Annotated in this window: 13 protein-coding genes; all 13 read right to left on the bottom strand. The window is 71.9% G+C overall.

Annotation, left to right across the window (positions count from 1 at the left end):
* Positions 1-63: 63 nt before the first annotated feature.
* A complete protein-coding gene (locus ACQPY0_RS48450; RefSeq protein ID WP_432977109.1) occupies positions 64-864 on the bottom strand; it encodes a hypothetical protein in 801 nt (266 codons plus the stop codon).
* A 221-nt stretch (positions 865-1,085) separates the two neighbouring features.
* Positions 1,086-1,877, bottom strand: coding sequence for a DivIVA domain-containing protein (locus tag ACQPY0_RS48455; RefSeq protein ID WP_432977112.1), 792 nt, complete (start codon positions 1,875-1,877; stop codon positions 1,086-1,088).
* Positions 1,878-1,926: 49 nt separating this feature from the next.
* Positions 1,927-2,232, bottom strand: coding sequence for a YggT family protein (locus tag ACQPY0_RS48460; RefSeq protein ID WP_432977115.1), 306 nt, complete (start codon positions 2,230-2,232; stop codon positions 1,927-1,929).
* An 18-nt stretch (positions 2,233-2,250) separates the two neighbouring features.
* A complete protein-coding gene (locus ACQPY0_RS48465; protein WP_432995704.1) occupies positions 2,251-2,934 on the bottom strand; it encodes a cell division protein SepF in 684 nt (227 codons plus the stop codon).
* 122 nt (positions 2,935-3,056) lie between these two features.
* Positions 3,057-3,764 carry a YggS family pyridoxal phosphate-dependent enzyme gene (locus ACQPY0_RS48470; RefSeq protein WP_432977118.1) on the bottom strand — a complete coding sequence of 236 codons (708 nt, stop codon included), beginning with the start codon at positions 3,762-3,764 and terminating at the stop codon, positions 3,057-3,059.
* A gap of 80 nt (positions 3,765-3,844) precedes the next feature.
* Positions 3,845-4,957 (bottom strand): cell division protein FtsZ, encoded by a 1,113-nt coding sequence (ftsZ, locus tag ACQPY0_RS48475; protein WP_432977121.1) that lies wholly within the window; start codon positions 4,955-4,957, stop codon positions 3,845-3,847.
* Positions 4,958-5,286: 329 nt separating this feature from the next.
* Positions 5,287-6,045, bottom strand: a complete 759-nt coding sequence (locus ACQPY0_RS48480) for a cell division protein FtsQ/DivIB (protein WP_432977124.1) — start codon at positions 6,043-6,045, stop codon at positions 5,287-5,289.
* Positions 6,046-6,070: 25 nt separating this feature from the next.
* On the bottom strand, positions 6,071-7,552 hold the full coding sequence (murC, locus tag ACQPY0_RS48485) for a UDP-N-acetylmuramate--L-alanine ligase (RefSeq protein WP_432977127.1): 1,482 nt from the start codon (positions 7,550-7,552) through the stop codon (positions 6,071-6,073).
* 82 nt (positions 7,553-7,634) lie between these two features.
* Positions 7,635-8,741 (bottom strand): undecaprenyldiphospho-muramoylpentapeptide beta-N-acetylglucosaminyltransferase, encoded by a 1,107-nt coding sequence (gene murG, locus ACQPY0_RS48490; protein WP_432977130.1) that lies wholly within the window; start codon positions 8,739-8,741, stop codon positions 7,635-7,637.
* On the bottom strand, positions 8,741-10,141 hold the full coding sequence (locus ACQPY0_RS48495; protein ID WP_432977133.1) for an FtsW/RodA/SpoVE family cell cycle protein: 1,401 nt from the start codon (positions 10,139-10,141) through the stop codon (positions 8,741-8,743). The genes murG and ACQPY0_RS48495 overlap by 1 nt, the downstream gene beginning before the upstream one ends.
* Before the next feature lie 36 nt (positions 10,142-10,177).
* Positions 10,178-11,299 carry a phospho-N-acetylmuramoyl-pentapeptide-transferase gene (mraY, locus tag ACQPY0_RS48500; RefSeq protein ID WP_432977136.1) on the bottom strand — a complete coding sequence of 374 codons (1,122 nt, stop codon included), beginning with the start codon at positions 11,297-11,299 and terminating at the stop codon, positions 10,178-10,180.
* Positions 11,296-12,696 (bottom strand): UDP-N-acetylmuramoyl-tripeptide--D-alanyl-D-alanine ligase, encoded by a 1,401-nt coding sequence (locus ACQPY0_RS48505; protein ID WP_432977139.1) that lies wholly within the window; start codon positions 12,694-12,696, stop codon positions 11,296-11,298. Before ACQPY0_RS48505 ends, mraY begins: the two co-directional genes overlap by 4 nt.
* Positions 12,693-14,219 (bottom strand): UDP-N-acetylmuramoyl-L-alanyl-D-glutamate--2,6-diaminopimelate ligase, encoded by a 1,527-nt coding sequence (locus ACQPY0_RS48510; protein ID WP_432977142.1) that lies wholly within the window; start codon positions 14,217-14,219, stop codon positions 12,693-12,695. The genes ACQPY0_RS48505 and ACQPY0_RS48510 overlap by 4 nt, the downstream gene beginning before the upstream one ends.

Raw genomic sequence — 14,219 nt, forward strand, 5'->3', positions numbered from 1 at the left:
TCATTGTGAGGGTTCACCCGATCGAGGTCGATCCCCCACCCGGCGAGATCTTTGCCGCACTCCCTAACGCCGGGCGGCGAGCAGCACGTCGTTGGGGGCGCACTGGCTGCACGGGGTGAAGCCGAGCTCGACCGCCTCGCCGGCCGGCAGCGGCTCGTGCTCGCGGCCCAGCAGGTGCGGGCAGCTCGGCACGTGGTAGCGGGGCCGGCCGTCGATCACGAGGACCTCGGCGTCCATGGCGGCGACGCGGGCGAGGTCGGCGGCCGAGGACTGCTGGATCGGCGGCTCGTCGGCCGGGTCCTCGTCGTCGTACTCGTCATCGTCGTACTCGTTGTCATCATTTGTGTAGGCGTCCGCGGGCTCGTAGCGACCCTGCTCGTAGCCGGGGGCGTGCTCGTCGTAACGGTGCTCGCCCTCGCCCTGCTGCGGGATGGCGGTCTCCGGCTCGTCGCGGACCGCGGCGATCATCGCGGTCTCGTCCGGCGCGGCGACCCGCGCTCCGGCGGAGGTTCCATAGGTCGTACCCGCGCGGGCCCCGGCCCCCACGGCCTGGCGCTCGGCGCGGCGGCCGTACTCCCCGGCGCCCGGGCGCTCCAGCCCGTCGGCGCCCAACTGCTCGTCGCCGAGGTGCTCGCTGTCCAGGCGGGAGGCGAGCGGGTCGTAGCGCTCCGAGGGCACCTGACGCCCGGTGCGGGTGCGGGCCGAGCGCGCGGCGGCCGCCTGGCGCCCGCCGACGATCAGGGCCACCGCGGCCAGCAGGCTCGCCCCGATCGACGCCACCAGCAGGGCGTCCGAGCCTTGCAGCAGGCCCAGCACGAGCAGGCCGACGGCCACCACGATCAGCAGCAGGCTTCCGACGATCACGGGCCCTGTCCCTCCGCGAAGCGAATCCCGGGGCGAGTCGCGCTGCCGGCCGGGCGAGTCTCTCTCAGCCGGTACAACGACCGAGACTGCCGGAAGTCTCCCAGAATGACCGGAGCCCCAGCCGAAAATTCGGCTGGGGCTCCGCGTGTCGCATTGACCGCTCAGCTGGTATGTGCCGGCACGTCACTCGTGCGGGTGGACCGGTCGGCGGGACCGCCGCCTCAGCGGCCGGCGCCCTCGTAGCCGCCCGCGATGCCGGCTGCGGCCAGGCCACCGCCGACGGCGGGACGGGCAGCACCCTCGCCGCGCTGCGCCATCTCGGCCTCGAGGCTCTGCTCGCGGCCGGTGAGGTCGCGCAGCTGGCTCTCCAGGTAGGCCTTCAGACGCGTGCGGTATTCCCGCTCGAACTGCTTGAGCTCCTCGATGTGCTTCTGCAGCGCGGTCCGCTTCGCGTCGAGGCCGCCCATGGCCTCCTGGTGGCGCTGACGGGCGTCGCGCTCGAGCGCGTCGGCCTTCGCCCGCGCGTCCCGGGTGACCTCCTCGGCCTTGGTGCGGGCCTCGGAGAGCAGCTTGTCGGCCTCGCGGCGCGCGTCGGACACGTGGTCGTCCGCGGTGCGCTGGGCCATCATGAGCACCCGCAGGGCCTGCTGCTCGCCGTCGCCGCCGCCGGCGCCACCGCCCTGGCCGCGGATCTGGTCGAGCTCCTGCTGCATGCCGCGGGCGGCCGCCTCGGCCGAGGACTTCTCCCGCTGGACGCGCTCGAACTGCGTCTTGAGGTCGGCGAGCTCCGCGGCCAGGCGGGGGTCGCCGCCGGCGCCGGGGGTCACACGGGCCGGGCCGCCGCCACCGCGCTCGAGCTGCGCGCGCAGCTCGTTGTTCTCTTCGATCAGCCGGGCGAGCTCACGCTCGACCTCGTCGAGGAAGGCGTCGACCTCCTCCTCGTCGTAGCCCCGCTTGCCGATCGGAGGCTTCTTGAAGGCGACGTTGTGAACGTCGGCCGGGGTCAGCGGCATCGAAACTCCTCGGGTCAGTTGCGGCCGCGTGGCCGCCGAGCGGTGCGTGTCACGAGAACGTCGCGATCAGCCGCCCTAACACGACGTACATCAGCACGAACAGGATAACCAGCAGCACAAGCGAAGACAGGTCCACGGCCACGGTACCAATACGCAGCGGACGAATCACCCGCCTCAACGCTTTGAGCGGCGGATCGGTGACGCTCCACACCACTTCCAGCGCCGCCGCGGCACCTCGGCCGGGCTGCCAGCGGCGTCCGAACTGCATGACATAGCCCATCACGAAGCGTGCGAGGAGCGCCACCAGGAACAGGTAGAGCAGCAGATGCACGATCTGCAAGGTGATGGACACCACGGCCGTTGAGTCCTCGCATCAGCTCTGGTTGAAGAACCCGCCCTCGGCGATCTTAGCTTTGTCCTCGGCGGTGACCTGGACATTTGCTGGCGAGAGCAGGAAGACTCGGTTGGTCACCCGCTCGAAGTTACCACGCAGGCCGAATACGAGCCCCGCCGCGAAGTCGACCAAACGTTTGGCATCCGCCTCGTCCATTTCGGTGAGGTTCATGATCACCGGAACGCCGTCGCGGAAGTGCTCACCGATCGTGCGCGCCTCGTTGTAGGTGGTGGGGTGCAGCGTGGTGATCGCGTAACGGCGATCGTCGCTGTCTTCCTCCACCGCCGCACGCTCACGCAGCTGGCTGGTGGTCGCGAGCGCGAGATTGTCGCGTGTCGGGTAGCTGATCGAGCTGCTCGGGCGCGTGATCGAACGCACGGTGCCGGTCCGGCTCGCGGCGCTCGCCTCGAGCCGCTCCGACGCCGAGAGCCGCTCGGAGGTGTTCAGCCGCTCCGAGGCCGAGAGGCGCTCCGAGGCCGACAGACGCTCGGACGCGCTCAGCCGCTCCGACGCCGTGCGGGATCGCGGCGCCGGCACCTCGTCGACGTCGTCATCCTCGTCGAGCAGGTCGTCGCCGTAACGGTAATGACGATCGTCGTAGCCGCGATCGTCCTCGTCCTCGACCAGACCGAGCCAGACGCCCGCCCTGCGCAGAGCACCCATGCGCGCTCCTCCGTCCACCGCCATGCGGCACTTCCCCCCGTTGTCGGTGCCACCGATCACGTTGTGCGACACCGCCCCGCCGGCGCAGAACCACACCCGTGTAGTTTTCCTTCGCGGCCAGGCTACCCCAGCGGGGTGCGTTTTCCGAGCAATGCGCTGCCGACACGGACATGTGTCGAGCCGTGCAGAATTGCGGATTCGAGGTCGTTGCTCATACCCGCCGAAATCCAGTCCGCCGCCCCGTCCGGACCGCAGAAACGCTGCCGAATCCGGGACGCGATCGCGGCGAGCCGGGCGAATGCCTCGTCCGGCTCCCAGCCCAGCGGCGCCACCGCCATGACGCCGCGCAGCGCGAGCCCCGCACTGGCGGCGATCGCCTCGGCGATCTTCTCCACCTGCCCGGTGAGCGCGCCGCCACGGTGCTCGTCGTCGTCCAGGCTGACCTGCACCAGGGCGCCGAGCGGGGCGGCCCGCCCGGCCTTGACCACGGCGTCCGCCAGGGCGTCCACCAGGCGCAGGCTGTCCACGGAGTGCACGACGTCGGCGTAGCCGGCCACCGAGCGCGCCTTGTTGCGCTGCAACTGGCCGACGAAGTGCCACCGCACGCCGGGCACGGCGGCGGCCTTGGGGGCCGCCTCCTGGTCCCGATTCTCCCCGACGTCGGTGATGCCCAGTTCGGCCAGCCGGGCCACGTCCTGCGCCGGGTAGGTCTTCGTGACGGCCACCAGGGTGACCGATTCCGGCTCGCGGCCGGCGGCGTGGCAGGCCGCGGCGATCCGCTCCCGCACCGAGGCGAGATTGGCCGCGATCTGGGCCGTGCGCGCGTCCACGAAAACCCCCTGATAAATGCCGATTGGGTAGGCCGCCTATGCGGCCTACCCAATTCAACCAGAGCTCATGCAGTGATCAATCACGCACCGTTCTTCAGAAAGTCCGGCACGTCGACGTCGTCGAAGAGGACCCGCCGGGGCGGCGGCGGGGCCTGGCGCTCCTGCGGCGCGGGCTCCTTGGGCTGGCTGTGCTGCGGCCCGTGCGGCGGGCGCGGGGCCCGGGCCTCGATCGGCCGGTACGCCGGGGCACCCCCGTCGAAGCCGGCCGCGATGACCGTGACGCGCACCTCGTCGCCGAGCGCGTCGTCGATCACCGCGCCGAAGATGATGTTGGCGTCCGGGTGGGCGGCGTCGGTGACCAGCTGGGCCGCGTCGTTGATCTCGAACAGGCCGAGGTCCGACCCGCCGGCGATGGACAGCAGCACGCCCCGCGCGCCGTCCATGCTCTGCTCCAGCAGCGGGCTGGAGATCGCCGACTCGGCCGCCTCGACCGCGCGGTTGTCGCCGCGGGCGCTGCCGATGCCCATGAGCGCGCTCCCGGCGCCGCTCATGACGCTCTTGACGTCGGCGAAGTCGAGGTTGATCAGGCCCGGCGTGGTGATCAGGTCGGTGATGCCCTGGACACCGGAGAGCAGCACCTGGTCGGCCTGGCGGAACGCGTCCATCATGCTGATGCCGCGGTCGCCGAGCGCGAGCAGCCGGTCGTTGGGGATCACGATGAGCGTGTCGCACTGGTTGCGCAGCTCCTCGATGCCCGCCTCGGCCTGAACCTGGCGGCGCTTGCCCTCGAACGAGAACGGCCGGGTGACCACGCCGATGGTCAGCGCGCCGAGCTTCCGCGCGATGTTGGCCACGACGGGCGCGCCGCCGGTGCCGGTGCCGCCGCCCTCGCCGCAGGTGACGAAGACCATGTCGGCGCCCTTGAGCACCTCTTCGATCTCGTCCCGGTGGTCCTCGGCCGCGTTCTTGCCGACATCGGGATTGGCGCCCGCACCCAGCCCGCGGGTCAGTTCCCGGCCGACGTCGAGCTTGACGTCGGCGTCGCTCATGAGCAGGGCCTGGGCGTCGGTGTTGATCGCGATGAACTCGACGCCCTTGAGGCCAACCTCGATCATGCGATTAACGGCGTTCACCCCGCCGCCGCCGATGCCGACGACCTTGATGACCGCGAGATAGTTGTGCGGATGTGTCATCGGACCACCTTTCCTTTCGAGGTTGGCGAGCGCCGATCCCCTCCGGAGTCGAGCACTGAATCCCGGTCCGATCCCCTGTGGGACCTGTCCCGAGCCCGACCCCCGCGACGGGCGGCGTCCGCCGATGCGAACGCACCGGATGGGGGTCCCGCAAACCCTCACCCTTTACTAGAGGCTTATAGTTATGTCAACTAATGCCTTATCGCAAGGTAAGGGCCCGACTGTCGTGATCCAAGGACCACGCCCCGGCGTGTCGGCGAATCGCGCGCGACTCGGCCGACGAATTCCCTAACGGCGCCGGGGTTGGGAGTGTGACGGGCCGTCCGCGGTCACTTCTCGAGCACCACTCCGGGTGCGCTGACGTCCAGCGTCCGGCCCGGTTCGATCGTCGTGCGCTCCAGGACCCGGACCTTGGCCTCGTTCTGGGTGGCGTCGCCCCAGATCACGGTCCGGCCGTCGGTCAGCTCCAGCCGCAGGCGGGTCGGCGACTCGGCGACGAGCGCGACCATCTGCGTCAGCACCGCCGGGGACAGCGCCCGGAGCACGGTCAGGGCGCCCGTCGTGGTGGCATCGCCCGGCTCGGGCTGGGCCACCCGGATCACCGGCAGGCCGGGCGGGGCCGCCTCGACCGGCAGGAACGCGACGCCCTCGGCGTCGAGCAGGGTGAAGCCGCCGACCTTGGGCACCACCGCGATCGCGGTCCGCTCGTGCACGGCGATCGTCAGCGTGTGCGGGTAGCGGGTGGCGACGCTCACCGTCCGGACCGCTTTGAGCTCGCGCACCCGCCGCTCGACGGCCGGCAGGTCGAGGCGGGGCAGCGGGGTGCCGTCTCGGACGGCGGCCGCCCCACGCACCGCGGCCGGGTCGAGCACGGAGACGCCGGAGACCTCGATGCGCCGCACGCCCAGGACCGGGGTGAGGTACACGAGCGCCGCCACCCCGCCGAGCAGCGCAACGACGCCGAGCGCCACGAGCCAGGGCAGCGCCGCGCGGATGCGGTGGCGCCGGGCCCGCCGCGCGAAGCGCCGCACCGACTGCGGCGCGCCGCGGGGAGCCAGGACCAGCCGCCACCCGCGCGTCTGCGTCACCCGATCAACCCTCTCCAGGCCGGCTTCAGCCGTCGGCCCGCGAGTGCCGGCCCACGTATCCCTCGGCCTCGCCGCCCTTGAGCGCCGCGAGCAGCTCCTCGCCCATGAGCGAGATCGGCGGCGCGCCCATGGTGACGACCACGTCGCCCTCGCGGACCCGGGCCACCACCTCGCCGGGCACGTCCTCCCAGGAGGACACGAAGACCTTGCGATCCTCGGGCAGGTCGACCGCGGCGGTGAGCGCCACGCCGCCCTCCCCCGGCTCGCGGACCTCGCCGGGCCCGAAGACCTCCATGATCACGGCCTCGTCGGCCAGCGACAGGCCCGCCGCGATCTCGGCCTGGAAGTCGCGGGTGCGGTACACCCGGTAGGGCTGGAACACCACCACGAGCCGCCCGTCGCCGGCCACATCGCGCAGCGTGCGCAGCGCCGCGGCGATCGGCACCGGGTGGTAGGCGTACTCGTCGTAGACCCGCACCCCGGCCTCGGCGCCCTTGAACTCGAAGCGCCGCCGCACGCCCGGGAACGTCGCCAGGGTCTCGATCGCGGTCTCGGCCGGCACTCCCAGCCGCAGCGCGGTGAGGATCGCGCCGGCCGCGTTGAGGCCCAGGTGGGCGCCCGGCACCGGCAGGAACACCTCGCCGAGCGAGACGCCGCCGTGGTGGGCCATGTAGCGCACCCCGGTGGCCGCGGAGCGCACCTCGCTGATGCGCAGGTCGGCGTCGGGCGCGATGCCGTAGGTGACCACGTCGATGCCGGCCGCGCGGGCCCGCACCGCCATCCGCATCGCCCCGGCGTCGTCGGCGCAGGTCACCACGAACCCGCCCGGCTGCACCCGGCCGCAGAACTCGACGAACGCGTCCTCGAGCCCCTGCAGGTCGCCGTAGGTGTTGAGGTGATCGGCGTCGATGTTGGTGACGACGGCGACGTGCGGGTCGTAAAGCAGGAACGAGCGGTCGCTCTCGTCGGCCTCGGCCACGAACAGCTCGCCGCTGCCGTGGTGAGCGTTGGAGCCGACCTCGGAGATCTCGCCGCCGATCACGAACGACGGGTCGAGCCCGGCGTGCTGGAGAATCAGCGTGATCATCGACGTGGTGGTGGTCTTGCCGTGCGTGCCGGCCACGGCGATGCTGCGCCGGCCGGTCATCGTCGCGGCCAGGGCCTGCGAGCGGTGCAGCACGCGCAGGCCCCGCTCGCGGGCGGTGACGAGCTCGATGTGGTCCTTGGGGATGGCGGTGGAGTACACCACCGTGTCCACCCCGTCCAGGTTGGACGGGGTGTGGGTGCGGTAGATGGTGCCGCCGAGCGCCTTGAGGGCCGCCAGGTGGGGCCACTCCTTGAGCTCGCTGCCCGAGGTCGGGATGCCGCGGGTCAGCAGCAGCCGGGCGAGCCCGCTCATGCCGACACCGCCGACGCCCACCAGGTGGACCCGGCCCAGCTCTTCCGCGGTGAGCCCGCGCTCGGGCTCCTCGTGAGCAGCCACTCCGCTTCGCTCCGTACTGCTCATGCCAGCCCCTCCGCTTCGCTCCGGTGCAGGCCTGAAACCCCTGAGCCCCTATGAGCGGCCACTCCGCTTCGCTCCGGACCGCTCATGCCCCGACCACCTTCAGCAAGTATCGGCGAAGGGCCTCATCGCCGTCGCGGCGGCCGTATCCGGCCGCCGCGCGGCTCATGGCGGCAAGCCGGGCGCCGTCGCGGACCAGCGGCACCACGGTCTGCGCGATCAGCTCGGGCGTCAGGTCACCGTCCTCGACGATCAGGCCGCCGCCGGCCTCGACCACGGGCAGCGCGTTGCGCCGCTGCTCGCCGTTGCCCCACGGCAGCGGCACGTAAACCGCCGGCATGCCGATCGCCGCGGTCTCGGCGCAGGTCATCGCGCCGCCGCGGCACAGGGCCAGGTCGGCGGCGGCGTAGCCGAGCTCCATCTCGGAGAGGAACTTGACGCGCACGTAGGGCGCCGCCAGCCCGGCCGGGACGTCGAAGTCCTCGTTGCGGGCGCCGATGATGTGCAGCACCTGGACGCCGGCCGAGGTGATCGCCTTGGCCGCGCCCGCCACCGCGTTGTTGATCGAGCGGGCGCCGGAGGACGCGCCGAAGACGAACAGCGTCGGCAGGTTCGGGTCGAGGCCGAAGTAGCGGCGGGCCTCGGCGCGGCGCGCGGCGCGGTCGAGGGTGGCGATGCTGCGCCGCAGGGGTACTCCCACCACCTCGGCGTGCGCCACGGCCGGCATCTGCCGCGCCTGATGGGGGAAGCCCAGCACGATGTGCCTGGTGACGCGCATGCCCATCTTGTTGGCCACGCCGATGGGCACGTTGACCTCGTGGATCACGGTCGGTGTCTTGCGCCGCCACGCCGCGAGGTAGGCCGGGACCGACACGTATCCCCCGAAGCCGACGACCGCGTCGGCGTTGACCTCGTCGAGGATGGCGCGGGTGGCCCGGGCCGCCTTCCACATCCGGTCCGGGGTGCGCACCAGGTTCAGGTTGACCGAGCGGGGCAGTTGGTAGGCCGGGACGTGCCGCAGGTCGTATCCGCGCGGCGGGATGAGGTCGTTCTCCATCCCGCTGGGCGAGCCGATACAGGTGATGCGGACGTCGGGGTCGTGCCTGCGCAGGCAGTCGGCGAAGGCGAGCAGCGGGTAGATGTGCCCACCCGTGCCTCCGCCGGCCAGCACCACCGAGCGCAGCGCTGCCATCAGGTGCTCCTTCCGCGGGGCGACCCGGTGAGGGTGGGCCGGCCCGCCGTGCGTGTCGAGGGGTCCGTGCCGTCGCCGTCCTCGCGGGCGCGCGGAAGCGGCGGCAACGGCGCCCAGAGTAGTCGCACCCATTTACGCGGCGGACGCGCGTGCATGGCTCGCGCGCAATCCGGCTCCGCGCGGGCGGCGGAGGTGAGGATGCCGGCGGCACCCAATGCGACCACCAGGGCACTCCCGCCGTCGGAGATGAACGGCAGGGGCAGGCCAGTGATCGGCATCAGGCCGACCACGCCGCCGATGTTGATGATCGCCTGGCCGACGAACCAGATCGTGATCGCGGCGGCGACCAGGCGGCGGAACGGGTCCTCGACGCGGCGGGCGATGCGCAGGCCGGTGTACGTGAGCATGCCGAAGACCAGCAGCACGACCATGCACCCGACCACGCCGAGCTCCTCGGCGACGATGGCGAAGATGAAGTCGTTGTGCGCGTTGGGCAGCCGGCCCCACTTGAGCTGGCCCTGACCGAGGCCGACGCCGAACCAGCCGCCGTCGGCGACCGCCCACAGGCCGCGCAGGTACTGGTAGCGCCCCGCCTTCGCGTCCGGGTCGATGCTCGGGTCGAAGAAGACCTTGAGCCGGTCCAGCCGGTAGTCCTTGTTCGCCGGCAGCAGGATGAGTGCGACCACGCCGGCGAGGAAGAACGAGCCGAGCCAGGCGAAGACCGGCAGCCGGGCCCCGGCCGCCCACAGCAGGCCGGTGAAGAGCACGACCATGCAGATCATCGAGCCGAGGTCGTTGTATCCGACGAGCAGCAGCAGGGTGACGGTCACCGGGAACAGCGGGATGAGCAGCTCGCGCCAGGTCATGATGGTCCGGCCCTTGCGCACGAGCAGGTCCGCGCCCCAGATGACCAGCGCCATCTTCGCCAGCTCGGCCGGCTGCAGCTGCAGGCTGCCGAGGTGCAGCCACAGGTCCTCGACCCAGATCGGGCCGAGATGGATCCAGCTGATCTTGGTGGCCCCCGGCGGCGTGCGGCGCGCGGAAAGCCAGCCCATGAGGTCGACGAAGCTCATGAGCGCGAACGCGGCGAGCAGCAGCGGGATCGCCACGGCGCGGAAGGTGCGCACCGGCAGCCGCTGGCAGACCCAGAACGCGCCCAGCCCGACCACCGCCGAGGCCGTCTGCTTGGCGATCGAGGTGAACGGGCTGCCCGTGGCGGCGTAGCTGCCGGCGCTGGTCACCGAGAAGACCATGACCAGGCCGATGAACACGAGCAGCCCGACGCTGGACAGCAGCAGGTAGTAGGACGCGAGCGGGCGGTCCAGCAGGCCGCGCAGCGAGCCGACCAGGTTGCCGAGCCACCCGCCGTCGCCCGGAACTTCCTCCCCATCGCTCCTCATGGGGCCATCATTCCGGCTGGAGCGCGCCGCCGCGCGCTACGACGCGCCGCTCATGACCCGCAGGAAGTCCGCGGCGAAGAGGCCGAGGGAGGCCGCCACGCCGAGGCCGGCGATGATCCAGAAGCGCACGACGATGTTGACCTCGCTCCATCCGGCCAGCTCGAAGTGGTGCTGGAGCGGGACCATCCGGAAGATGCGCTTGCCCGTCGTGCGGTACGAGCCGATCTGCATGACCCAGGTCACCACGATGATGACGAAGAGCAGGCCGAGCAGCGGCAGCAGCAGGATCGTCTTGGTGGCCACCGCGAGCCCGGCGATGAGCGAGCCGAGCGCCATCGAGCCGGTGTCGCCCATGAAGATCCGCGCCGGGGACGTGTTCCACCACAGGAAGCCCACCAGCGCGCCGACGGCGGCGCCGGCGATGAGGGCCATCTCCAGCGGGTCGCGCACGTCGTAGCAGTAGCCGGCCTGGTACGAGGCATCGGCGCACCAGTGCCGGTACTGCCAGAACGCGATCGCCATGTAGCTGACGAGCACCAGGATCGAGGTGCCCGTGGCCAGGCCGTCGAGGCCGTCGGTCAGGTTGACCGCGTTGGACATCGACATGACCACGAACACGAAGAAGATCACCGCGGCGATCTTGCCGATGTTGAGCCAGTCGACGTCGTGCACCCACGACAGCTTCGGGCTCGCCACGGTGGTGATCACCTGGCGGCCGGTCTGCGTCGCCGGCACGTAGAGCGCGATGGCACCGAAGATGGCGCCGATGAGCGCCTGGCCGATGAGCTTGCCGCGCTTGTTGAGCCCGTCGCTGTTGCGCTTGGCGACCTTGAGGTAGTCGTCCAGGAAGCCCAGCAGGCCGGTGAAGACGAACAGTCCGAGCAGCACCACGGCGGTGGCGGTCGGGCCGGTCGGGCGCAGCTGCTTGTCGGGCAGCGTGGTGAGCGCGATGTGGCCACCGGTGTAGGCCACCAACGTGGCGAAGATGAACACCACGCCGCCCATCGTGGGCGTGCCCTTCTTGCCCAGGTGGGTCTGCGGGCCCTCGCTACGGATCGGCTGGTCGGCCTTCAGGCGGGTGAAGTACTTGATCGCGATCGGCGTGCCGAACAGCGAGATGAGAAACGCCACGAAGGCCGCGACGAAGACGGCCCTCATTTGAAAGCACCTTCGGCGCGCAGGGCGTCGGCGACGTCCCAGGTCCGGTACCGCGATCCCTTGACGAGGACCACGTCGCGCGGAAGCAGCTCGGCGCGCAGCAGCGCCACGGCGGCCTCCTGATCGGTCACGAGCACCGAGTCTCCTCCCCAACTCGCCACGGCAGCCGCTCCGTCCAGGATCGGCGCGGCCTGCTCGCTGACGGCCACGAGACGATCGACGCCGAGCTCCGCGGCAAGGCGACCGACCTCCTCGTGCCCGGCTCGCTCGTAGCCGCCGAGCTCCGCCATGAAGCCGAGCACGGCGATCTTGCGCCGCCCGCCGGCCACCGCGACGAGCGCGCGCAGCGCGGCCGCCATGGACGCCGGGTTGGCGTTGAACGAGTCGTCGATGACCGTGACATCGTCGGCACGGTCGAAGACGTCCATCCTTCGGGACGACAAGCCCTCGAGATCGCCGAGTCCGGCGGCGATCTCGGCCGGCTGCATGCCGGCCAGCGCCGCGACGGCCGCGGCGTGCAGCGCGTTGCCGACGCAGTGGCGGCCCGCGACGTCGAGGCGGACCGTCGCCGCCGGCGCGCCCGGAATGTTCAGGGTGAAGCCGAACCGGCCCCGGTCGAGCGCCACGACGTCGCTCGCGCGGACCTCGGCGTCGGCGGCCTCGCCGGCCAGCAGCACGCGGGCCCCCGTGCGGGCCGCCATCGTCCGGACCCGCTCGTCGTCGGCGTTGAGCACCGCGACGCCACCCGGGCCCAGCGCCTCGACCAGCTCGCCCTTGGCCTGGGCGATGCCCTCGACCGAGCCGAACTCGGCGATGTGCGCGACGCCCACGTTGAGCACGACGGCGATGTCCGGAGGGGCGATCCGGCAGAGGTAGCGCAGGTGCCCGACCCCGCGTGCGCCCATCTCGAGGACCAGGAAGCGGGTCCGCTCATCGGCCTTGAGCACCGTGCAGGGCGTGCCGAGCTCGTTGTTCTCCGACCCGGCGGTGGCCACCGTCGGCCCGTGCGCGGACAGCAGCCGGGCGACGAGGTCCTTGGTGCTGGTCTTGCCCGACGAGCCGGTCAGCGCGACGACGGTCAGCCCGCCGGCCTCGTGGAGCCGATCCAGCACCGCCCGGGCCAGCAGCCCCAGCGCGTGGCGCGGGTCGTCGACCACGATCGTGGGCACGCCGGGGACCGCGCGGCTGCCGAGGACGCCGGTGGCGCCGTCGGCGATCGCCTTGGGGCCGAACTCGTGGGCGTCGACATTCGCCCCGGCGAAGGCCACGAAGAGGCTGCCGGGGCCGACCTTGCGGGAGTCGTACTCCACCGGGCCGTCGACGACCGCGGCCGCGTCGGCGTCATGCAGCTGCCCGCCGGCGATCGCCGCGATCTCGCCCAGGGTCATCGCGATCATGAGGCCGCCTCCCGCAGCGCCGCGGCCAGCTCGACCCGGTCGTCGAACGGCAGGATCTCGCCGCCGATCTCCTGGCCGCGCTCGTGCCCCTTGCCCAGCAGCGCCACCACGTCGCCGGGCTTGGCCTCGGCGACCGCGTAGGCAATCGCGTCGCGGCGCCCGCCGACCTCGACCACGCCGGCCGGGCCGTCCCCGGCGCCGGTCAGCACCTCCGCGCGGATCGCGGCCGGGTCCTCGGTGCGCGGGTTGTCGTCGGTAACGATCACCAGGTCGGCGCCCTGCGCGGCGGCGCGGCCCATGAGCGGGCGCTTGCCGCGGTCCCGGTCGCCGCCGGCGCCGACCACGCAGATCACCCGCCCGCCGCGCGCGGTGGCGAGCCCGCGAAGCGCCTTGAGCACCTCGACCATGGCGTCGGGCTTGTGCGCGTAGTCGACCACGCCGACCACCTCGCCGGGGACGTCGACGCGCTCCATCCGCCCGGGCGAGCCGGGCGCCTGCGCGACGGCCCGCGCGGCGACGTCGAGGTCGACGCCGACCGCGACGAGCGAGGCGACGGCGAGCAGCGCGTTGGCGACGTTGTGCCGCCCGGGCAGCTGGACGCCGCTGCGCACGGTGCGGCCGCGCCAGTGCACGTCGAAGGCCTGACCATAGCCGTCGGTGGTCACGCCGGAGACACCGAAGTCCGCGGAGTCCCCCTGAATCGGATGTTCACCCGCTACGGAGTAGGTCCAGGAGGTGGGCTTGCGCAGTCGCATTACCGACATATCGTCGAAGTTCAAGATCTCGACGGCGGCCCGGCCGTCGAACAGGCGCGCCTTGGCCGCGAAATACGCCTCCACGGACGGGTGGAAGTCCAGGTGGTCGAGGCCGAAGTTGGTGTATCCGGCGGCGGCGAAGCGGACACCGCCGACCCGCCCGACCTCCAGGGCGTGGCTGGAGACCTCCATCGCCACGGACTGTACGCCGCGCTCCAGGGCCGCGGCGAAGAGGGCGTGCAGGTCGGTCGCCTCCGGGGTGGTCCGGACGCTCTCGACGCTCAGGTCGCCCAGCCGGGTCTCGACGGTGCCGATCAGGCCGGTGACCTGACCGGCGGCGCGCAGCCCGGCCTCGATCAGGTAGGTGGTCGACGTCTTGCCCGCGGTGCCGGTGATGCCGACGGTCGTCAGGCGGCGGGTCGGCTCGCCGTACACCTTGGAGGCGACGTCGCCGAGCACGTCGCGGGGCTTGTCCACGACGATGAAAGGGATCCCGGCCTCGGGCCGCACGCCCGCCGGGTCGGTCAGGACCGCGACCGCGCCGCGCCGCAGCGCCTCGGGGATGAACTGCGCCCCGTGCACCCGTGCGCCGGGCAGGGCGGCATAGAGATCACCCGGAAGAACCGATGCGCTACTGTGTGTTACCCCAGTGACCGCGACATCTCCAGACTCGCCACCCAGCTCGGCGATGAGCACGGGGCGAACATTCCGCGGACGGGGATAGCCGGGCACGGGGTCAGACCCTACCCGCCCGGCCGTGGGGCTCAT

It is taken from the genome of Dactylosporangium sp. CA-233914 (assembly GCF_050942935.1).
Taxonomy (GTDB): domain Bacteria; phylum Actinomycetota; class Actinomycetes; order Mycobacteriales; family Micromonosporaceae; genus Dactylosporangium.